Annotated in this window: 16 protein-coding genes and 5 pseudogenes; 3 read left to right on the top strand and 18 right to left on the bottom strand. The window is 37.7% G+C overall.

Annotation, left to right across the window (positions count from 1 at the left end; all coding sequences use genetic code 11):
- Nucleotides 1–147 precede the first annotated feature (147 nt).
- The 4 genes from BTN50_RS06550 to BTN50_RS10175 all read right to left on the bottom strand — a co-directional run bounded on the left by BTN50_RS06550 (nt 148) and on the right by BTN50_RS10175 (nt 4480).
- Entirely contained in the window at nt 148–453 is a 306-nt protein-coding gene (locus BTN50_RS06550) for a 2Fe-2S iron-sulfur cluster-binding protein (RefSeq protein WP_096619477.1), read from the bottom strand.
- On the bottom strand, nt 450–1583 hold the full coding sequence (nrdB, locus tag BTN50_RS06555) for a class Ia ribonucleoside-diphosphate reductase subunit beta (RefSeq protein WP_096619478.1): 1134 nt from the start codon (nt 1581–1583) through the stop codon (nt 450–452). Before nrdB ends, BTN50_RS06550 begins: the two co-directional genes overlap by 4 nt.
- Nucleotides 1584–1649: 66 nt before the next feature.
- Nucleotides 1650–3929, bottom strand: coding sequence for a class 1a ribonucleoside-diphosphate reductase subunit alpha (gene nrdA / locus BTN50_RS06560; protein ID WP_096619479.1), 2280 nt, complete (start codon nt 3927–3929; stop codon nt 1650–1652).
- Nucleotides 3930–4339: 410 nt separating this feature from the next.
- A complete protein-coding gene (locus tag BTN50_RS10175; protein WP_161492973.1) occupies nt 4340–4480 on the bottom strand; it encodes a hypothetical protein in 141 nt (46 codons plus the stop codon).
- Nucleotides 4481–4645: 165 nt separating this feature from the next.
- Here BTN50_RS10175 and BTN50_RS06565 point away from each other — a divergent pair.
- A pseudogene (locus BTN50_RS06565) lies at nt 4646–5434 on the top strand (transposase).
- Nucleotides 5435–5698: 264 nt separating this feature from the next.
- On the opposite strand, the gene BTN50_RS06570 reads toward BTN50_RS06565, so the two are convergent.
- The 4 genes and pseudogenes from BTN50_RS06570 to BTN50_RS12385 all read right to left on the bottom strand — a co-directional run.
- Nucleotides 5699–5878: a hypothetical protein gene (locus tag BTN50_RS06570; protein WP_096619480.1), complete on the bottom strand. Its 180-nt coding sequence runs from the start codon at nt 5876–5878 to the stop codon at nt 5699–5701.
- A gap of 448 nt (nt 5879–6326) precedes the next feature.
- Nucleotides 6327–6749, bottom strand: a complete 423-nt coding sequence (gene csdE / locus BTN50_RS06575) for a cysteine desulfurase sulfur acceptor subunit CsdE (RefSeq protein ID WP_096619481.1) — start codon at nt 6747–6749, stop codon at nt 6327–6329.
- An 854-nt stretch (nt 6750–7603) separates the two neighbouring features.
- Nucleotides 7604–7846, bottom strand: a complete 243-nt coding sequence (locus BTN50_RS12380) for a hypothetical protein (RefSeq protein WP_096619482.1) — start codon at nt 7844–7846, stop codon at nt 7604–7606.
- A gap of 15 nt (nt 7847–7861) precedes the next feature.
- Nucleotides 7862–8056, bottom strand: a pseudogene (locus tag BTN50_RS12385) (transposase); the annotation flags it as partial.
- Between the two features lie 475 nt (nt 8057–8531).
- Between BTN50_RS12385 and mutS the strand changes: the two are divergent.
- A complete protein-coding gene (mutS, locus tag BTN50_RS06590) occupies nt 8532–11063 on the top strand; it encodes a DNA mismatch repair protein MutS (protein ID WP_096619548.1) in 2532 nt (843 codons plus the stop codon).
- Between the two features lie 173 nt (nt 11064–11236).
- Here mutS and rpoS read toward each other — a convergent pair whose 3' ends face one another.
- The 3 genes and pseudogenes from rpoS to BTN50_RS09520 form a co-directional block, all read right to left on the bottom strand.
- Nucleotides 11237–12196 (bottom strand): RNA polymerase sigma factor RpoS, encoded by a 960-nt coding sequence (gene rpoS, locus BTN50_RS06595; RefSeq protein ID WP_096619484.1) that lies wholly within the window; start codon nt 12194–12196, stop codon nt 11237–11239.
- 53 nt (nt 12197–12249) lie between these two features.
- Nucleotides 12250–13161: a peptidoglycan DD-metalloendopeptidase family protein gene (locus BTN50_RS06600; RefSeq protein ID WP_190319734.1), complete on the bottom strand. Its 912-nt coding sequence runs from the start codon at nt 13159–13161 to the stop codon at nt 12250–12252.
- A gap of 380 nt (nt 13162–13541) precedes the next feature.
- Nucleotides 13542–14341: pseudogene (locus BTN50_RS09520) on the bottom strand (IS5 family transposase).
- Between the two features lie 78 nt (nt 14342–14419).
- On the opposite strand from BTN50_RS09520, the pseudogene BTN50_RS12390 reads away from it, so the two are divergent.
- Nucleotides 14420–14594 (top strand): annotated as a pseudogene (locus BTN50_RS12390) (IS5/IS1182 family transposase); the annotation flags it as partial.
- A 97-nt stretch (nt 14595–14691) separates the two neighbouring features.
- Here BTN50_RS12390 and BTN50_RS11365 read toward each other — a convergent pair.
- From BTN50_RS11365 to ftsB, 7 genes and pseudogenes are all read right to left on the bottom strand, one after another.
- Nucleotides 14692–15128 (bottom strand): annotated as a pseudogene (locus BTN50_RS11365) (transposase); the annotation flags it as partial.
- Nucleotides 15129–15829: 701 nt separating this feature from the next.
- Nucleotides 15830–16576 (bottom strand): 5'/3'-nucleotidase SurE, encoded by a 747-nt coding sequence (surE, locus tag BTN50_RS06610; RefSeq protein ID WP_096619486.1) that lies wholly within the window; start codon nt 16574–16576, stop codon nt 15830–15832.
- Between the two features lie 842 nt (nt 16577–17418).
- Complete coding sequence (locus tag BTN50_RS12395) at nt 17419–17694, bottom strand: hypothetical protein (protein ID WP_394336750.1); 276 nt, start codon at nt 17692–17694, stop codon at nt 17419–17421.
- Nucleotides 17695–18666: 972 nt separating this feature from the next.
- Nucleotides 18667–18807, bottom strand: a complete 141-nt coding sequence (locus BTN50_RS10185) for a hypothetical protein (protein ID WP_161492976.1) — start codon at nt 18805–18807, stop codon at nt 18667–18669.
- 996 nt (nt 18808–19803) lie between these two features.
- The gene (ispF, locus tag BTN50_RS06620) at nt 19804–20286 is read right to left on the bottom strand and encodes a 2-C-methyl-D-erythritol 2,4-cyclodiphosphate synthase (protein ID WP_096619550.1); all 483 of its coding nucleotides are present in this window, start codon (nt 20284–20286) and stop codon (nt 19804–19806) included.
- A 20-nt stretch (nt 20287–20306) separates the two neighbouring features.
- Entirely contained in the window at nt 20307–21041 is a 735-nt protein-coding gene (gene ispD / locus BTN50_RS06625; protein WP_223823195.1) for a 2-C-methyl-D-erythritol 4-phosphate cytidylyltransferase, read from the bottom strand.
- Between the two features lie 32 nt (nt 21042–21073).
- Complete coding sequence (ftsB, locus tag BTN50_RS06630; protein WP_161492977.1) at nt 21074–21346, bottom strand: cell division protein FtsB; 273 nt, start codon at nt 21344–21346, stop codon at nt 21074–21076.
- Between the last annotated feature and the right edge of the window lie 158 nt (nt 21347–21504).

Raw genomic sequence — 21504 nt, forward strand, 5'->3', positions numbered from 1 at the left:
ATTCATTAATCCATCGTTGCCAACGCCACGATTAATTAAAACTTACTAATACTACTTCCAGTGGGTTGTTTTGTAGCGAAACTCATCTATGATCTAAATGTTTAAATAAATTTAGCAGGTTAGAGCTTAGATTAATAATTTAGCTCTCTAATTTAAGAAACAAAGCTTAGATTTATGGCTTTTTTCAGCGAGAGAAAGTTGATAGTCAAATTTTAATAGAACATTAGTTACTGGTGTTGCCGTGCACGTAAGTATTTCTCCTACGCTGATATATGCCAATGCATTTTTTTTCATCACTTCGCCGCCGTTGAGTTTGCATCGACAAGCACCACACACACCATCACGGCAATGAAATTCAGGTTGTAGACCTAGGTATTCCATTTGTTCAAGTAATGATTGTTGGGTATTACCCACAAATGTGTGGTGATTTACTGTGATAGTGATTTGACTCATAGCTCAAAGTCGCTTAGATCTTCAAAATTAACATCATTGTCTATTTGACCAACAAGATACGAACTCATTTCTGCTTCTTGAGGCGCGACTTGAACGTTGTCTGAAGATAACCACGCGTTGATCCATGGGATTGGGTTTTGTGATGCATTACTGTAAGCAGGCTTCAAGCCAACTGCTGACATGCGTAAATTGGAAATATATTCGACGTATTGACAAAGAATATTTTTATTTAACCCAATCATTGACCCATCTTTGAATAAGTATTCTGCCCACTCTTTTTCTTGCTCTGCTGCGTCCTTGAAAAGGGTAAAGCATTCTTGTTCACACTCTTTTGCGATTTTGGCTATTTCTGGGTCATCATCACCACTACGTAGAATATTCAGCATGTGTTGAGTACTGGCTAGGTGAAGAGCTTCATCGCGAGCAATGAGCTTGATTATTTTAGCATTCCCTTCCATCAACTCTCGCTCAGCAAATGCGAATGAGCAGGCAAAACTTACGTAGAAACGAATGGCCTCAAGGGCATTTATAGACATTAAGCAAATATACAGTTTTTTTTTCAAGGCTCGCAGTGAAACAATTAAGGTTTCACCATTAACTGTGTGCTTTCCTTCGCCTAGACGATGATAGTCACTGGTTGCCTGAATTAAATCGTCATAATACTTTGAAATGTCGTCAGCACGTTTAATAATGTATGCATTGATGACTATATCATCGAATACCACCGCTGGATTATTTACTATGTTTCGAATGATGTGTGTGTACGAACGTGAGTGAATAGTTTCCGAAAATGACCACGTTTCAATCCACGTTTCTAATTCGGGGATAGACACCAGTGGAAGCAGTGCAACATTTGGGCTACGGCCTTGAATTGAATCCAACAGCGTCTGGTATTTCAAGTTACTAATGAAAATGTGCTTTTCGTGTTCAGGTAATTTATTGTAATCAATTCGATCGCCTGATACATCCACTTCTTCTGGACGCCAGAAAAAACTTAGCTGCTTCTCAATTAAATTCTCAAAAATTTCGTATTTTTGCTGATCATAGCGAGAAACGTTAACAGACTGACCAAAAAACATTGGTTCATTAAGTGCATTATTATTGTGTTTTGAAAAAGTGCTATAAATCATTATCGTTAAAATACCATTTAGAATTAAACTTTCAAAGGGAGTTTTTGCCCCTTCCCATTTTTATAATTAAATCTTGCAAGCTCCACCTATGCAGTCATTATCTTGAGCTGCTAAGTCTTGTTGTGCATCATCTGCACCATCACGCGTGTTGTGATAATAAAGGGTTTTTACACCGAGCTTATAAGCAGTAAGTAAATCTTTGAGCAGAAGCTTCATGGGTGTTTTGCCAGCAGCTTGCTTGCTTGGATCGTAATTGGTGTTTGCAGAAATAGCTTGGTCGATAAATTTTTGCATGATACCTACTAACTGAAGGTATCCAGTGTTCGATTCAATGTTCCACAGAAGTTCGTAGCTTTCCTTGTATTTTTCGTACTCAGGAACAACTTGTTTAAGGATGCCGTCTTTAGACGCCTTTACTGAAACGAAACCACGCGGTGGTTCAATACCATTGGTTGCGTTAGAAATTTGAGACGAAGTTTCTGATGGCATTAATGCTGACAAGGTTGAATTTCGCAGGCCATGCTCGATGATTTCGCCGCGCAAGGTTTCCCAGTCGTAGTGAAGAGGCTCTTCACATACTGTGTCCAAATCACGTTTGTAGCTGTCGATTGGTAGAATGCCTTTTGAGTATGTGGTTTCGTTGAAAAGCGGGCAAGCACCTTTCTCTTTCGCCAATCCTACTGACGCTTTAAGCAAATAGTATTGAATAGCTTCAAAAGTACGGTGCGTTAAACCATTCGCGCTGCCATCTGAATAACGAACGCCATTTTTTGCAAGATAGTATGCGTAGTTGATGACACCCACACCTAAGGTACGACGATTCATGGTCGCTTTATGCGCGGCAGGTAGTGGATAGTCTTGATAATCGAGCAATGAATCTAATGCCCGGATTGTTAAGTCTGCAAGATTTTTCAATTCATCAAGATTATTAAGCGCACCTAAGTTGAATGCTGACAAGGTGCAAAGCGCGATTTCTCCTTTGTCATCTTCAACGTTGGTTATAGGTTTAGTTGGAAGTGCAATCTCCAAGCATAAGTTTGATTGGCGAATAGGAGCAACTGTGGGATCAAATGGGCTGTGTGTGTTACAGTGGTCGACGTTTTGTATGTAAACTCGACCAGTAGATGCGCGCTCTTGCATCAGCAAAGAAAACAGTTCTATAGCCTTTACAGTCTTACGTTGAATAGAAGTGTCTTGTTCATATTGTGTATACAAACGTTCAAATTCTTCTTGGTCTGCAAAAAATGAATCATAAAGTCCTGACACATCAGATGGAGAAAATAATGATATATTTTCACTTTTAATTAGACGAGTGTAAATTAATTTATTGATTTGCACACCGTAGTCCATATGACGGACCCGGTTTTCTTCAATACCACGGTTGTTTTTTAGTACTAATAAATTTTCTACTTCACGGTGCCATATTGGGTAAAACAGTGTAGCTGCGCCGCCACGAATTCCGCCTTGTGAGCAGCATTTAACTGCAGTTTGAAAATATTTGTAAAATGGGATACAGCCAGTATGAAATGCCTCACCGTTGCGAATAGAGCTACCTAATGCTCGAATACGTCCTGCATTAATACCAATGCCAGCACGTTGGCTAACATAACGCACGATGGCACTTGCTGTCGCATTGATTGAATTTAAGCTGTCATCACATTCAATCAGTACACATGAGCTAAACTGGCGGGTTGGCGTGCGAACGCCAGACATGATTGGCGTGGGCAATGAAATTTTAAATTGAGAAATTGCATCATAGAAACGATGAATATAATCAAAGCGCGTTTCTTGTGGATAATTAGCAAACAGGCATGCAGCTACCATTATGTACAAAAATTGTGGACTCTCGTAGATTTCGCCAGTAACACGATTTTGTACTAAATATTTACCCTCCAATTGTTTCACAGCAGCATATGAAAAATTCATATCACGCCAATGATCGATGTAGCTATCTAAAATATTTAGCTCTGCAGTGGAATAGTCTTTTGTGATATGTTTATCGTATTTACCATTAGCGATCATCTTGTCAACATGAACTACGAGTGTTGGTGGCTCAAATTTACCATAAGCCTTTTTACGTAAATGAAAAATGGCCAAACGCGCCGCAAGATATTGGTAGTCTGGTGTTTGTTCTGATATTAAGTCAGCGGCAGCTTTGATTATGGTCTCATGAATGTCCTCAGTTTTGATACCGTCGTAAAATTGGATATGAGAACGAAGTTCAACTTGTGAAACTGAGACATTATTGAGGCTCTTTGCAGCCCAGCCGATAACGCGATGTATTTTGTCTAGATCAATCTTTTCCTTCACACCATTACGTTTCTGAACGGTCATCTGTTGGTTCATTTATTTTGTTCCTAGTGTATCCATGTTTGAAGACGTGTTCTCGTTAATTTTATTTTTATAGCCTGATTTTGTGACGAATATAAAATTAATGAAGTAGAAGTTCAAACACTACATGTGGGTCTTTAACATTATTAAAATAGCAAGATAATGGTGAAGAAAGGATATTGCAAGTTATTAGGAGGCGATCGAGGTGTGGATATCCTGGGGATGAAAGTTGTATTATTTATGTCCACCAACCTCTTTATCCCAATGATGGCAATAACATAGAAGAGACTTATGTCATTTTTATAAGGGAGTGAAATAAAATTTTTTTATTTTGTCATAAGCCGTAAAAAATGAATTAAAATAAAGTACTATTATTCGTTTAAAATGTATTTTTGTATGATAATTCATCAAGCTGGTATTCACTATTAGACAATAGTTTTAGTGTTAGGGATACTTAATCTTATTAGCTTATTTAATGCTTTTATTATTGCGTCGATTTTACTAATCTGAGTTGTCTGATTCCTTAGGCTCAATGTCCCCCCCCAGTAGTTTTTGATGCGAACCATTTCAGTCTCTGCTATGAAACCTTTATGGTAATCGGCTTTATTTTCTAAACAAGGGAACTAAATTTTCAATCAACACTTTAAACAGTTAGACTCACTGAAATATTCAGATCTATGAACAATCTTCGCTACAGAACAATTAGCTGAAAGCCGTATAATCAGGCTTTAATAAATTGCGGTTCACTGACATTCTGGATTGATGAAGAAGCTATTTAGCTATGGAATAAAACTAAGCAGAGTAATCATAGGAGACCTCGTTTATTTAGCGACTCAGCTACTATGATGACCCTCATGATTAAATATGTATTTTTAATGCCATGAAGAAGTCTGCAGGCATTCATTAATTCTATTCTCCAACTTATTCAACTGCTATCATTATGCTTTCACTATTTATGCATTAGCAAGCGAGCCAAAACGGTTAACGTCACGTTCAAATGAAGAATAAAGAAAGTATTGTACTGATGAAAAACGGCGAATCTGGCGCAAGTTACATTTAGCGGTAGACATAAATACGCATGAAATCATTGCTGCTGAATTAAGTGCATTAAATGTGATTGACACCTAACTTACTCAAACAGACCCATCGAAAAATCAATGAAATATCAGCCGACGGTGCTTATGACACCAGATAATGTTACGAAATCGTTTGTATTAAGTGAGCGGTTCCACTCATTTTACCAACAAAAGGAGTAATTTTTTGAAAACGAAGTCATCCACGTAATTTAGGGTCAGTTACCAAAAATTATGCGGTTCAAATGAGCATTGGAAAACTAGGTATGGTTACCATAAACGTTCCCTAGCAGGAACAGCAATGGTTTGAATTAAAAAGCTACTAGGGGGATATTGATCTTAAGGGATCACACAACTCAGATTAGCGAAGCTGATGCCATGATACAAATGTTAAATAAGCTGACCGGGCTAGGTATGCCCGCAATAATATTGGGATTTGCTATCTGAACTTAAATTAAAAAACAAAACTGTGTTGAGGCAACAATTGGGAAGTTGAATTATGGTAGATGCTAAGAACAGAAAGATAAGAGACACGGGTAATATATCTAATTATCAGTAGTGTTATTTAGTAGCTACCTAATTATATTTGAAGAATAATACAAAGTATTTTTTAAAATATTGTGACAAAATTTAACAAGGCCACTTTCCCTTAGGCGAGTAGCCTTAAGTGACGAAGCTGGTTTCTGAAATGCTTTTTTTGTGAAAGTGGCATTAATACGTACTATTTTGGGGTAGCAAACTCATTAAAGACTGTTGCATAACAGAAATTTGTTTAAGTTTTTGGTTCTCGGCATCTGCAAGTCCTAGCTCTGCGCAAGCTTCGTCAAAGCTCATGCCTAAGTGACAGCAAAGTATATCGATTGCAACACGATAATTTTCTTTGTTAGTCATAATTTTTTCTCCTTAGAATCGCATTCTTAGTTAGGCACAATAGCATATCAACTGATATACTAACCGTTCAAGGTGCACTATGCCTGATTTTGACTATATACAATTCGAGCAAAGTCTAATTTGTGCAGTTTTATACGTAAGATCTGACTATTTATATCAGTAATAATTGAAGATGCTTGATTTATGAATGATTCAGAATAATGTAATAGACTGATTTTATTTTTTAATGTTAGTACAAGTAACAAACTTTTACATGATTCACCATTAAACTATCGCTTTTAACTGCACTAGTTTACTGATTAAATGATACTTAACATCAAGGATAGTCATAATAATTACTTCACAAAAGACGATATATTACACTACGTTATACCAATCGAATACAGAACTATCCACTTATTAAAAATATAATTTAAAAAATAACTTATTCATTACTGGGGAGGAGATGTTAAATTTTTTTTACATGCTCTATAATTGAGCGTAATCCAGTGCTTCTAGACTGACTAATATGGTTGAGTAAATTCATTACTTCAAAATAGCTCTCAAAATTAATATTTTTTAGATGATCGCGTGTTTTACCTTCGATTAATGCTAGAATTAGCGCTAATAAACCTTTAATAATTTTTGCGTCTGAGTCTGCTGCAAAATAATAATATCCATCAATATTTTGCCAAGCTAACCATACCTTGCTCTCACATCCGAGTATTGGAATACTTTCATGTTTTAACGTCGAGTTCCAAGGAGGAATTTTTTTACCTAATTGAATGATAAGGCGATATTTATCCTCCCAACTGCGACACGCTGCCATTTTTTTAAGAATATAGTTGCTTGTTATGTCCGTGCCAAACGGATGTGCAGGTAATGTATGCATGGAACTCTTTTTTGCTTAAACTAGTTCATAAGCTGTTCAAATGGTAGCGATAGAACTTGTAATGTTATCCAACGTATTGCACAAAACAATAGAAACGTACCCACAACTTTTAATTTCATGTGTATTTATTAATGTGTACCCGTAGTGATAACCTAGAGCAAATAGTAACACCCTATTGATTTAATAGGGTTATGATGTGAGACTAGTACGCATTATTAATGGTAAACGTCATGATGGTTACACCTGTCTGCAAATTAATTATTGCAAAGTTATTGACGTTTTTATACATTTAATTAGCTGGAATGATATTCTTACAACTTGTATTTTAGCTTTTGTCTGTTGAGTGATAATGGCTTTAGAAAGCGTGACAATTCAGGCTGCATTTGACGTGCTAATTTTAAATTTAACTAAACATTAGGTAAATTATATTTCTTTAAAAGTAATTTTTGCTACTATTTTTCTCCACTAATGTCATGGTGGCATTGCATCTAGCAATTCAGTTTCATCATATAATACTTTAATCACTACAGTGTATGACACTTTATGGCATAAAAACGGAGAAGTTTGCATTTACAGTGGCTTGGTTTCCTAATGTGAGTTTAGAGAGCAAATCCCAACATGATTAACGATTAAACAATTGCTTTTATTTTAGGCATACTTAACCATGCCAGCTTATGTAACGTTTTTATCATGGCTTAAGTCTCGCTAACCTGAGAAAAAAATCTTTTAGGCTTAATGTCCTTCCAAGTATTTTTTTGACTCGAAACATTGCCGTTTCTGATAGGCAATGTTTCTGGTGACATGCCTCATTTTTCAATGTTGATTTAAACCATATTGCTTTTGATAACTGACCGCTAAATTGCACGGATAACTTCGTTTTCCAAAAGCTGTTTCTTTTTTGGTGGGATGAGTGAAACCGCTTGTTTAATACGAGCGATTTCGTAATATTGTTTGGTGTCATAAGCACTATTGGTTGATATTTCATTAATTTTTAGGGGGGTCTGTTGTTTAAGGAGGTTAGGTAACAGTTCACCGTCAGTCACATGTGAGGCACTTAACTCAGAAGCAATGACTTCATGCGTATTTATATATACCACTAAATGTCACTTGCGTCAAACTCCTCGTTTTTCATGAGTACCATGCAATTTTATTCTCCATTTTCCTGCACCGCAGACCTTGAGTTCCGTAGAATCAATGACTAAGTGCTTAATAGTTTCTTTGCTCTTTGTCTTGAACGTGACGTTAACTGTTTTGACTCGCTTGCGAATGCATGAATAGTGAGGGTATGACAATGGCAGTTGAGCAAATTTAAAAACAGATTAATGAATACTTACAAACCTCTTAATGGCATTGGAAATACTTATTTAACCAAGAGGGATGCCGTAAGGGCTAAGTGGCTCAATAAACGAGGTCTCCATGATTATCCTGCTTAGTTTGATTCCCTAGTAAAAACAGCAATGGTTTGAGTTCAAAAAACTATTGGAAGGGACATTGATCCTAAGGGATTACATAACTTAGATTAGCGAAATTTATGCCATGATAAAAATGTTGAATAAGTTGACAAAACTAGATATACCTAACACGAAAACGATTGTCTAACAGTGAATTATCTTGGAGTTTGCTATCTGAACTTGAGTCAGGAAATACAGATCCTTAATTATCATCATTGCAAGTAAGTATTTACTGCTTCGCTGTAATTCACGTATCCTTATCGCATTATCCTAAAATTTAGTAATTTTGCAGGTCACCGTGACAGAACAAATATCAGCGAATCACACACCGATGATGCAACAATACCTAAAATTAAAAGCGCAACATCCAGAAGAGTTTCTCTTCTATAGAATGGGTGATTTCTATGAACTCTTTTTTGATGATGCAAAACGCGCTTCGCAATTACTAGATATTACTTTAACAAAACGCGGAGTAGCCGAAGGTGAACCCATCCCAATGGCAGGCATGCCGTACCATTCTGTAGAAGGTTATCTGGTACGTCTGGTTCAGCTTGGAGAATCTGCAGCGATTTGCGAACAAATCGGAGATCCTACTACTAGTAAAGGACCGGTTGACCGACAGGTTGTTAGAATTATTACACCTGGAACGGTATCAGATGAAGCGTTACTCAATGAACGCATAGACAATCTTCTTGCTGCAATTTATGCTCAAGGTGATCACTTTGGTTACGTTACACTTGATATTACGTCAGGTCGATTTGTACTCATCGAACCAGCAACCGAAGAAGAAATGGCTGCAGAACTTCAACGGACCCACCCTGCAGAACTGCTGTATCCCGAAAATTTCAATAACTTAGCACTGCTTGAAAGCTGCAAAAGCAGTCGACGTCGTCCTCTTTGGGAATTTGATGTGGATACAGCCAAGCAGCAGTTAAACCAGCAATTTAGTACGCGTGATTTAATTGGTCTTGGTGTAGAAGAGTGCACATTGGGTCTCGCTGCTGCTGGTTGCTTAATGCAATACATTAAAAACACGCAGCGTACTGCATTACCGCACATTCGAGCGCTGGTCAAAGAGCACAAAGATCAATCTGTTATTTTGGATGCAGCAACACGTCGTAATCTTGAACTTACACAAAACTTGTCAGGTGGATTAGAAAATACGCTTGCTGCGGTTCTGGATAAAACTATTACTGCTATGGGCAGTCGATTGCTCAAACGCTGGCTTCATCAGCCAATTAGAAATTTCACTGTCGTCAATGAGCGGTTAAATGCCATTACGGCGTTAAAAAAGACCGGTTTGTACGTTGATCTTACCAACGCATTACGCCCTGTTGGTGATATGGAGCGTATTCTTGCTCGGTTAGCACTTAGGTCTGCAAGACCTCGTGACATGGCACGATTACGTAATGGGTTGCAACAATTACCAGAGATTGAAGCCTTGCTTGATGCACTGTCTGACAGCGCTCTTGAACCATTAAAGAAAGCTTCTTCTCCAATGCCGGTACTTACCACTTTGCTTGAAGAAGCAGTTGTGGAAGCACCACCTGTGGTTATTCGTGATGGAGGGGTAATTGCTCCGGGTTACAACGCTGAGCTCGATGAATGGAGAGCGCTGGCGGATGGTGCAACATGCTATCTTGACGAGTTAGAGAAGCGTGAACGTAATCGTCATGACATCGATACTCTTAAAATTGGTTTCAATCAGGTACATGGCTTCTTCATTCAAGTTAGTCGTGGTCAAAGTCACTTGGTGCCGCCTCATTATGTACGTCGTCAAACGTTGAAAAACGCAGAGCGTTATATTATTCCTGAGTTAAAAGAGTACGAAGATAAAGTGCTTAATTCAAAGTCAAAAGCGCTGGCGATTGAAAAAAAATTATGGGAAGGATTGTTTGATCAATTACTACCTCATCTTGAAACTTTACAGCATATTGCAGATGCACTTTCAACGCTTGATGTACTTTCTAACTTGGCGGAACGTGCCGAAACGCTCCATTATTGTCGGCCAACATTGACAGACAATCGTGGTATTAATATTGCTGGGGGCCGCCACCCAGTGGTTGAGCAAGTTCTTGACGCACCGTTTATTGCAAACTCTACAGTGCTGCATCCTCGTCGCCGTATCTTAATCATTACAGGCCCAAATATGGGTGGTAAATCAACCTACATGCGTCAAACAACATTAATCACCTTGCTAGCTCATATTGGTTCTTATGTTCCAGCAGAGTCCGTGACACTTGGCCCTGTAGACCGTATTTTTACTCGTATTGGTGCATCAGATGATTTAGCATCAGGCCGCTCAACCTTCATGGTTGAAATGACAGAAACAGCCAATATCCTGCATAATGCGACGAAAAATAGTCTCGTTTTGATGGACGAGATAGGCCGAGGAACAAGCACGTACGATGGTTTATCTTTAGCTTGGGCGAGTGTGGAATGGCTAGCAAAAAGACTTAAATCAATGACACTATTTGCGACGCATTATTTTGAATTGACAGAACTATCAAATCAGATTGATGGATTGGTTAATGTACACCTAGATGTTGTCGAACACGGCGATGAAGTTGCCTTTATGCACTCCGTACAAGAGGGTGCAGCGAGCAAGTCTTATGGGTTAGCTGTGGCGGGGTTAGCTGGTGTCCCTAAAACAGTAATACAACGGGCAAAAAATAAACTTCGTCAATTGGAAGAAAGTATGCATGATATTGTGACTGGAGAGCATACCACACAGGCAACAACACAATTATCTTTATTACCAGAGTTGAGCAATATAGAAAAAGAACTTGCTAAGATTGAACCAGATAATCTCACACCACGCCAAGCATTAGACGTACTGTACATGCTTAAAACCCTGTGCTAGCTACTTTGATGATAGCATTCTGGCTCAAGACACTAGATACCTAAAGTGCCAAAATTAAAACTTTTTTTATGAAACTTTTTACGAACGCATAGAATGGGTATAATAATTAATGTTGCTGCGCATTCGTCACTAAACACAATAGCCAAGGCGAGATCCCTAATCTATAAACACGCTTAATGCTCCGCATTAAATAATGACTCGATATTTAAACCTTGGTGAGTTAACATATCGTGAAGACGTTTTAGTCCTTCAACTTGAATTTGACGTACACGCTCTCGGGTTAATCCAATTTCACGACCAACATCTTCCAATGTCGATGCCTCATGACCTAACAAGCCAAATCTACGTGCTAACACTTCTCTTTGTTTAGGGTTCAGTTCTTGCAACCAATGCACTATAGAATTTTTCATGTCATCATCTTGCGTTGTACTCTCAGGGCCACCTGCTTTTTCATCAGGAATTATATCAAGAAGTGCTTTTTCAGAATCACCTCCAATAGGATTGTCAACAGAGCTGATGCGTTCATTTAAACGCAGCATACAATTGATATCTTCAACTGGCTTATCTAATTGAAAAGCAATGTCTTCAGCCGTAGGTTCATGGTCTAGCGTTTGTGCCAGTTCACGAGCAGTACGTAAGTAGACATTCAATTCTTTAACAACATGAATTGGAAGACGAATAGTACGCGTCTGGTTCATGATGGCGCGTTCGATTGTTTGACGGATCCACCATGTGGCATATGTTGAAAAACGGAACCCACGTTCTGGATCAAATTTTTCTACCGCCCGGATTAAACCAAGGTTACCTTCTTCAACGAGGTCAAGCAGTGCAAGACCTCGATTCGAATAGCGACGAGAAATTTTTACCACTAAACGTAGATTACTTTCAATCATACGTTTGCGGGCTGCCTCATCACCACGCAATGCGCGCCGAGAATAAAGCACTTCCTCTTCTGCTGTCAGTAGCGGTGAATAGCCAATTTCACTTAAATATAGTTGCGTAGCGTCCAAAGCTTTGGACGATACCGTGAAGGATACTGACTCCTCGTTATTATCAGTCTGTTCCAATCGTTCCATTTCTGTTGCATCGATTGCCAAGTGTTCAATTTTTTTTACAGCATTATTCTCACTCATAGCGCCTCCCAATATGGTGTAGCAGCAAGATAGTACAGCAAAACTGTCAGGGTTTACCGTTTTGGCAAATACCTTAACGGGTTTACCGATTTTCCTTTATGATGTATTTCAAAGTGCAATCGTACACTGTTCGTACCAGAGCTACCCATCGAAGCTATTTTTTGCCCCTTCTTGACGTTATCATGTTCCTCAACAAAAATGTTGTCATTATGTGCATAAGCACTTAAGTACTCATCGCTGTGTTTAACAATTATTAAATTGCCATATCCACGTAGGGCACTTCCTGCATAGACCACTTTGCCATCTGCCGAGGCTTCTATGCTTTGACCACGTTTACTCGCGATATCTATCCCTTTGTTACCTACTTCGGAACTAGAAAAACTAGAAATAACACGTCCTCGCGATGGCCATTGCCAAGATATAGCTTTATTTGACATCGTTAACTTATTAATAACTTTGTCAACAGATCGTTTATTTTTTATTACAGACTGACTGTACTCTTTCGTTTTTGGCGGTTCAACTAATTTCTTTTTATAAGATGCAGAATCTGATTTATTTTGCAAAGTAATTTTTTGGTTGTTTTTCGCTGCTGTAAAAGATAATGCTGTGGTCGGTAAAGAGGGAGGCACAACTGGTACAATAGGCATCACAGTAATCTGATGCTTCTTGCTGCTCATGGATGACACGTATTTTTTTGTCCAAAGATTTAAGTGTTGACCAGGAAAAATTATGTAAGGTTTTTTAAGATTGTTTGCAACAACAATTTCTTTAACGTGACGCCCGGTAATGTACGCAATATAATACAATGTGTCGCCTTTTTGGACGTTATAATAGCTTCCATGGTAATTTCCGCGAGTAATCTTTCCGTAATCAAATCCCACACTTATAACAGGGGCAGGAGTGGATACAGTACAAGCAGTGAGTAATACCAATAATAAAAGCAACATTGAAATTTTCAATTGCATTGAAACCTCTACGATTCTAAGTAGCTTAAACTAAATCGCTCGTAACAAGAGGAACAAATCTAGCTTTTCTTACTGCGGATGTTTCAAGAGCATCGCCATTACGCGTTACTTGTTAGAAGTTATGTGTTTTTAACAGTCATAATTAATGCGTTACCGTTTGAAAGTTAATCGCAGAGAGTGTATTCCATATTGGAAGCCGTAGCGGTTACTATAGTGGTATCACAAGGCTATTTACTTAGCCAATTTCGTTAGCTACCACTATGCTTAGTAGAAATATTATAAAGCTCTAGCTGTTTGAAGATACGTTATTTTACAATTATTTGTAGCTGGCTTTGTTTCCTAATGCGAGTTCAAATAGCCCATTCCAACATAATTCACTATTAAATAAATTTTTTCATTTTAAGCATACTTAGCCTTGTCCATTTATTTAGCGCTTTTATTATGGAATAGGTTTCGCTAATTTAAGTATTGTGCTCTTTTAGTCTCAATGTCTCTTCAAATATTTTTTGACTCGAAACATTGCCGTTTATGGTAACCATACCACATTTGTCTATACTTATTGGAATTGTGCATTTAATCCGAACGGTGTCGCAAACATTATCGTCTGATATTTCATTCATTCTATTGGCGAGTTTGTTTGAGTAAATTAGGTAGGACTTTACCATCAGGCACATGTAATGCACTTCACTCAGCGGCAATGATTTCATATGTATTTATAGTTACCGCTAAATGTGACTTGCGCCAGATTTACCGTTTTCCATTAGTATCATACTTTTTTACTTTCAATTCTCCTTCACCGTAGATTTTGAGCCGCCCGTAGAATCAATGGCTAAGCGCTGGATTCTTCCTTTATTTTTCATTTGAACGTGACGTTAACCGCTTTGGCTCGCTTGCTAATGCATAAATAGTACAAGCATGATAATGGCAATTGAACAAGCTTGAAAACAGGATTAATGAAGCCATGCAGACCTCTTAATGGCATTGAAAATACGTATTTAACCATGCGGGCCATCGTAATGGCTAAGTTGCTAAATACATCAGGTTTTCCATGATTACCCTGTTTAGTTTGATTCCATAGCTGAACAGTTTCTTCATCAGTTCAGGATATTAGTGAGCCATAATTAATGAACGCTTGATTATACTGCTCCAAGTTAATTATTTTATAGCAAAAATTGCTCATAGATCTGAATATTTAAGTTAATCTAACTGTTTAAAGCGTTGATTAAAAATTTAGTTCTCTTATTGAGGAAGTCAAGCCGGTTACCATAAACGTTACTTAGCATAGACAGCGAGGATTCGAGTTAAAAGACTACTGGTAGGGACATTGAGCTTAAGGGATCACGCAACTTAGATTAGTGAAAGCTATGCCATGATAAAAGCGTTAAATAAGTCTTACAAGACTAGGTATGTCTAACGCGAAAGCGATTGCCTAGTAGTGAATAATGTTAAGATTGGCTATCTGAACTCAAATTAAGAAACAAAGCTTAACTTAGGTAATACTTCACCGTCAGTCACATTTGATGTACTTCATGCAGTAGCAATGATTTCATACGTATTTATATTTATCTCTAAATGTAACTTGGTCCAGATTCGCTGTTTTTCACCAGAGCCATGCTTTTTTACTTTCCCTTCTCCTTTACCGTAGACGTTGAGCACCGTAGAATCAAGTGTTAAGTGCTGGATGGTTCGTTTATTCTTCATCTTGAACGTAACGTTAACTATTTTGGTTTATTTGCTAATGCATTAATAGCGAGGGTATGACAATGGCAGCTGAGTAAGTTTGAAAACAGCATTGAGGAATCCTTGAGACCTCGCAATGGCATTGAAAATACGCATCTAACTAGGCAGGCCGGCATAATGACTAAGTTGCTAAATAAACGAGGTCTTTCATGATTACCCTGTTTAGTTTGATTCTATATATGAATAATTTTTTCATTAAAACAGAATGTTAGCGAGTCACGATTGATTAAAGCTTGATTATACTGCTTTCAGTTAGTGGTTTTGTAGCGAAGCTTGTTCATAGACCTGAATATTTAAGTGAGCCTACCTGTTTAGAATATTGATTGAAAATTTAGTTCCTTTATTTAAAAATAAAGCCGGTTAGCATAAACGTTCCATAGAAGAGACAGCAATGGTTTGAGTCAAAAAAATTATTGGAAGGAATATAGAGCTTAAGGGAGATCACATAACTCAGGTTAGGGAATTCTACGCCATAATAAAAGTATTAAATAAGCTGACAGGCTAGGTATGCCTAAAGCAAAAGCGATTGTTTAATCATTAATTATATTGGGATTTAATATCTAAATTTGAATTACAAACAAAGCTTTTATAGCTGTAAAATTAGCTCTACAAAATGTACATGCTTAACTAATTGTGTTAGTACACATGTCTGAAATGTAGAGCCAGTCTAGGCTTCTAATACACGGATACTGTGCGTAAGATTCCACAGCATTATTATCCTCGCTATTATGTAAAGTTCATAAATTTTCTGACCAGAACCGATCGTCAACTTATTGTTGCCATGCGTTTGATGTGGCATCATTATCGACATAAATAGGTGGCATGGTAAACAATCAATTGTATCAAGTCTGTGGGGGGGAGTTATAATCTTTGATTATCGTAATAATTCAATACGTGAATACATAGAGTTCACTAATGATATTCTTAGTTATTCCGTTGCATTTTTAACCCATTGCGATAGCTCATTCAAAGTATCATGCGCTGTCAAATCTACTTGTAGGGGAGTTAAGGATACATAATTATTTTCAATGGCATAAAAATCGGTACCAGGTCCAGCATCTTGTGTGGTACCAGGAGGACCAACCCAATAGATGGTGTGCCCTCTAGGATCGGTTTCTTTAATCATTCCTTCCGCGCGATGCCTTGCACCCAAGCGTGTTACTTGCCAACCTTTTAATTTATCCCACGCACAGTCTGGGACATTAATATTAAAAATTCTATTTTTTGGCAGCGGCTTATCTTTATCAGCCAGTACCATATATTTTACAACCTGAGCTGCGGTTTGAAAATGCGTTGACCCACATAAGGAAATTGCAATTGCAGGCACTCCAAGGAAAAAACCTTCAGTTGCTGCGGCAACTGTACCAGAATACAGTACATCGTCACCAAGATTTGCACCGTGATTAATCCCCGAAATCATGAAATCTACCTTTTCTGTAAGCAATTCATTTAGTGCAATGTGCACACAGTCCGTCGGAGTGCCTTGAATGGCATAACGTCTTTCGTGGATCTGACGAATACGCAAAGGGCTTTCCAGTGTGAGAGAGTTTGACGCACCAGAACGATTTCGATCAGGTGCAACAACGGTTACGGCTGCGATATCAGAAAAAATATCCACTAGTATATTTATGCCATCAGCAAAGACGCCATCGTCGTTACTGATCAAAAGGTGCATTAAGTTCTCCATTTATATGATCTTCAATTACTTGTTACATTACCGCTGTTGCAAAACATCTTGTTGACAACGTAAGTAAAATTATTGATATTTTGTTATTTATAGTGTGGGAAAAACGGCCGTGTTTGACGAGCACCCCTCATGCAATTATTGCGGTGCACTGTTAAAAATTTGGATTTTAGTTGATAATCTTCTGTTTAAATTTATGCACCTTCACTTTTATTAGTGGAATATTAGTCCTTGTTATTGAACCAAAAATTTGTTAAATTTGTCTTTCAATAAATGCATTATTTTGCTCGGTATTAAATACCGATTCTAGATAATCGGTGTCATCAATCAAATATCGTCATGTATAGGTGTATACACTCAACTCTGCTCTATATGCGTAGGAAATACTTGGTTAAATAAGTAATAATGGAGGGTTGACAAGGAAAGCTGAGTGTATTTTTATCGCACACATGAAACTTATTTTGACCTCCATTTACGTATTAAGACAACGTTATGATCATGTTGACTAAAATACTGGTTTCTTCAATAGTTCGATGTTCTTTTATCACCGACGTTAGTCAGATGGGGTTTCATCTCACCATAATCGCTAAACATTGCTATCATTAGCGAAGCTTTATTTTTTAATTTGCGTTTAGATAGCAAGCCTCAACATGATTAATTATTATACGCTTGCTAGCGTTTTAGGTATACTTAGTCCTGCTAGATTATTTAACGTTCCAATCATGGCATAGGTTTCACTAACCTATGCATTGTGATCCCTGAAGCTCAATGTTCCTAAGAGGAGTTTTGTAATTCAAACTATTGCCGTCCCTGATAGGGAACATTTATGGTAACTATACCTCGTTTTTTAATGTCAATTTGAACCGTATAACTACTGGCAATGGATCGTTAAATGATGCGGATGAACTCGTTTTTAAAAAGTGCTTTTTTGGGGGTTGGATGAGTAGGATCGCTCGCTTAATACGAGCGGTTTCGTAATATTGTTTGGTGTCATAAACATCATCGCCTGATATTGCATTGATTCTTCGGCGAGCCTGTTTGAGCAAGTTGGGTAGCACTTCGTCGTTAGATACATTTGATGCGCTTAACTTAAGCAGTAATGATTTCATAAATATTTATATCTACCGCTAGATGTAACTTGCCTCAGGCTAGCCATTTTTAATCAAAATGATACTATTTTATTTCTTATTTACCGTCACCATACACTTTGAGTTCGGTAAAATCAATGGCTAAGTGCTAGATAGTTTTTTTAGTCTTCGTCTTGAACGTGACGTTAATCGTTTTAGTTGGCTTGCTAATGCATGAATTGTGAGGGTATGATTATGATAGTTGAACAAGTTGGTAAACAAAATTAATGAACCTTTGGATACCTCTCAATGGCACTGTGAAAATACGTGCTTAACCATGAGAGCCGCCGTAATGGCTAAGCCGCTAAATAAATGCAGTCTCCCACGATTGCCTTGCTTAGTTTAATGTCATCACTGAATCGCTTTTTCGTCAATTTAGCAGGTTAGTGGCCACGATTGATCCAAGCTTGATTACACTACTGTCAGTCAATTGTTTGGCAGGGAAGTTTGTTAATAGACTTGAAATTTACTATCTATTTGGGGCGTCAAAGAACCTGTAATCCCCTGGGAGCAACGGAGTGAAAATATGTTCCATCTCTTCTTTAAAACGATGTTTACTTTTATGCTGTGTCTTGATCGTTCATTGCGTATTATTCCATAATGATTCTATCTGGTTTAAAATTTCGCCACAAGGAGGAAAGCAGTGAGGTCAAGATTAAGAATAAATATTGCGTTTTTGATAAGGTTACTTCAATGGTATTCTGTTTCATTGAAAATGTTATGATGTTAATCAGTTAATAGGCAATTTTTTTAATTTATTGAAAAATGGAAATATTTTACTGCTGATTGTCTCATACTAGTTGCTTTATTCCCTACATAAAGGAATCTAATTATTAATCTACGCTCCAAACAATTAGGTTTACTTAAACATGTAGGCTTATGAACAAGCTTAGCTATAAAAAAGTTTTGTTCCTTAATTCGAGTTGAGATAGCAAATCTTCAGATGATTCACTATTAGACAATCGCTTTCATATTAAACATACTTAGTCTTGTTAGTTTATGTGATGCCTTTATCATGGCGTTGGTTTTACTGATCTGAGCAGCGTGATCCCTTAGGTTCAATGTTTCTTCCAGTAGTTTTTTGACTCGCATCATTGCTGTCTTTGCTAGGTAATATTTATGGTAACAGGCTTCATTCCTTAAATCAGAAAACTAAATTTTATTCAACACTCTAAACAGCTAGGTTTACTTAAGTATTCAGATTTAAAAAAATTATATTAGAAAACAACTGGCTGGGAGCCGTATAGTCAAGCTTGAATTAATCGCGGCCCACTAATATTTTGGATTGATGAAGAAGGCATTCAGCTATGGCATTAAATGAAGTAGGGTAATCATGGGAGATCTCGCTTATGCAGTGACTGAACCATTACGATGTCCATCATGGTTAAATGTGTATTTTAATGCCATTGAGAGGCTGCAAGAAGTCATTAATTTTGTTTATAAACTTACTCAATTGCCGTTGTTATGCCATGGCAATTGGTGTATTAGCATGCGAGCTAAATGATTAATGTCACGTTTAAAACGAAGAATAAAGGAACTATATAGCATTTAATCATTGGGTCCAAGGTTCTAAGAATTTACGATGAAAGCACATGAAAAATGAAAAATCATGGCGCTAATGGTAAACGGTGAGTTTGACGCAAGTTACATTTAGCGATAGATGTAACTACGAATAAAATTATTGCTGTTGAGTTAAGTGCATCAAGTGTGACTGACGGTAACTTGCTTAAACAGACTCGCCGAAGAATCAATGACACATGAGGTGATGGTGTTTACGACGCTAGCAATGCTACGAAACCGGTCGTATTAAACGAGCGATTCCGTTCATGCCATTAAAAATAAGAACAATTTTTTTGAAACGCAGTCATCCGGTAATTTAATGGTCAGTTACTAATAGTTATACGGTTCAAATCACATTGAAAAATGAAGTATAGTTACAATAAATATTTTCTATCAAAGACGGTAATGTTTTGAGTTAAAAACTATTGAGGGGGGCATTGATCCTAAGGAATTATAATGCTCAGGTTTGGTTTTCAAACAATCCGTTTTTGTTCATTTACCATGCATAGGCGGGCCACCAGTATTATTACCTCAGTCATAGGTTTCCCTGCGAATAATTACTACAGCTGCACAGGCAATGCCTTCTTTTCGCCCAGTAAAACCCAAATATTCAGTCGTTGTGGCTTTTACATTAATATTACTAATATTAGTTTCTAGATTCTGGGCGATGACTGCACACATTGAATCAATGTGTGGTGCGATTTTTGGTGCTTGCGCTATAATAGTCATATCTAGGTTACCAATCATGTATCCTTTCGCTTTTACTTTTGCGTAAACATCATGTAACATAAGTTGGCTGTTTGCACCTTCCCACTCTACATCTGTGTCAGGGAAATGACGACCAATATCACCATCGGCAATAGCACCAAGTAAAGCATCACAGACTGCATGTAATGCCACATCTCCATCTGAATGAGCAATGAGACCTTGTTTATAAGGAATTTTGACACCACCAATGACTATTGGGCCTTTGCCACCAAATTTATGAACATCAAAACCTTGTCCAATACGCATTTTAATTTGTTTTCTTTCGCTCATTCCAGCTCAGCGCGTTGCATTAAAAAGGACGCTACCAATGCTAAATCTTCCGGTTGCGTGACTTTAATATTATCTGTATGTCCAACAACTAACTTAGGCGCTCCGCCTACTAACTCAATTGCAGAAGCTTCATCTGTTATCGCGAAGGATTGTTCTAGTGCGTGTTGCAGAGCATTCAACAGTTGTTTACGGTGAAACATTTGTGGCGTCAACGCATGCCATAGATGTTCGCGACACACAGTATGATCCACATAACCTAGCACATCTGAACGTTTCATTGTGTCTCTCACGGGAGAAGCCAGAATCGCACCATCATGATGTGTGGTGGCGACTTTAATTAGTGCATCAATGTCTCCATGACGCACGCACGGTCTAGAGGCATCATGTATTATTACCCATTCAGAGTCTGTAGCGTTTAGCCCCGCAAAAACTGAATCTGCTCGTTTAGCACCGCCATATGTTACCGCAACACGCGTATCTGATGCTAGTGATGTATCTTGAAAATATTCATCTTCTGCACTGATAGCAATCACAACTTTAGATACGGCAGAGTGATCAAGCAGGTAATGTACTGTGTGTTCAAGCAAGGTTTTATTATTGATGGCAAGATATTGCTTAGGACATGCGGCATGCATACGCTTTCCTGCCCCTGCAGCGGGTACAATCGCTACCAAATTTAGAGTGGTAGATTGCAGCATACACGTCTGTTTTTTATTCACTAGGGTATTCATAATTCTCTTCGTTTTACTAAGACAAGCGCGGTTTATTTTTGTACAAGACGAAAAAAAATTTCTCCCTTCTTTATCATGCCTAATTCATTACGTGCGTGTTCTTCAATGGCTTCTTGTCCGTGTTTAAGATCAGCAATTTCTGTATACATATGCTGATTACGATGTATGAGTTTTTTATTGATTTGCGTGGCTAGTTCAGATACAGCATTGACCTCAAGATAATCGGTAATGCCATTTTTTCCCCACCAGAGATGATATTGAAGCCATCCAAACACAACTAACAGAATCAATCTTAGTATTCGCATCGTGTTTTACCCTACGCTTTTTTGTAACTTATTTTATATAATGCGTTAATCACTCTGTATAATATATCATGAGATAATAAATACTAATAATCTCACATTTATTTTTTCATACCAGTAGTAGTTATAAGCTTTGTTTCCTCATTCAAATTTAAATAACA

The organism is Candidatus Enterovibrio altilux, from assembly GCF_002381345.1.
Taxonomy (GTDB): domain Bacteria; phylum Pseudomonadota; class Gammaproteobacteria; order Enterobacterales; family Vibrionaceae; genus Enterovibrio; species Enterovibrio altilux.

What these genes read in the sequence shown, in the direction of transcription:
- nrdB (WP_096619478.1), bottom strand. Translation starts at nt 1,583, where the DNA reads ATGATTTATAGCACTTTTTCAAAACACAATAATAATGCACTTAATGAA.
- BTN50_RS06570 (WP_096619480.1), bottom strand. Translation starts at nt 5,878, where the DNA reads ATGACTAACAAAGAAAATTATCGTGTTGCAATCGATATACTTTGCTGT.
- BTN50_RS10175 (WP_161492973.1), bottom strand. Translation starts at nt 4,480, where the DNA reads ATGGTTCGCATCAAAAACTACTGGGGGGGGACATTGAGCCTAAGGAAT.
- surE (WP_096619486.1), bottom strand. Translation starts at nt 16,576, where the DNA reads ATGCACCTTTTGATCAGTAACGACGATGGCGTCTTTGCTGATGGCATA.
- nrdA (WP_096619479.1), bottom strand. Translation starts at nt 3,929, where the DNA reads ATGAACCAACAGATGACCGTTCAGAAACGTAATGGTGTGAAGGAAAAG.
- ispF (WP_096619550.1), bottom strand. Translation starts at nt 20,286, where the DNA reads ATGCGTATTGGACAAGGTTTTGATGTTCATAAATTTGGTGGCAAAGGC.
- BTN50_RS12395 (WP_394336750.1), bottom strand. Translation starts at nt 17,694, where the DNA reads ATGAAATCATTACTGCTTAAGTTAAGCGCATCAAATGTATCTAACGAC.
- BTN50_RS06550 (WP_096619477.1), bottom strand. Translation starts at nt 453, where the DNA reads ATGAGTCAAATCACTATCACAGTAAATCACCACACATTTGTGGGTAAT.
- mutS (WP_096619548.1), top strand. Translation starts at nt 8,532, where the DNA reads ATGATGCAACAATACCTAAAATTAAAAGCGCAACATCCAGAAGAGTTT.
- rpoS (WP_096619484.1), bottom strand. Translation starts at nt 12,196, where the DNA reads ATGAGTGAGAATAATGCTGTAAAAAAAATTGAACACTTGGCAATCGAT.
- BTN50_RS10185 (WP_161492976.1), bottom strand. Translation starts at nt 18,807, where the DNA reads ATGATGCGAGTCAAAAAACTACTGGAAGAAACATTGAACCTAAGGGAT.
- ispD (WP_223823195.1), bottom strand. Translation starts at nt 21,041, where the DNA reads ATGAATACCCTAGTGAATAAAAAACAGACGTGTATGCTGCAATCTACC.
- BTN50_RS06600 (WP_190319734.1), bottom strand. Translation starts at nt 13,161, where the DNA reads ATGCAATTGAAAATTTCAATGTTGCTTTTATTATTGGTATTACTCACT.
- ftsB (WP_161492977.1), bottom strand. Translation starts at nt 21,346, where the DNA reads ATGCGAATACTAAGATTGATTCTGTTAGTTGTGTTTGGATGGCTTCAA.
- csdE (WP_096619481.1), bottom strand. Translation starts at nt 6,749, where the DNA reads ATGCATACATTACCTGCACATCCGTTTGGCACGGACATAACAAGCAAC.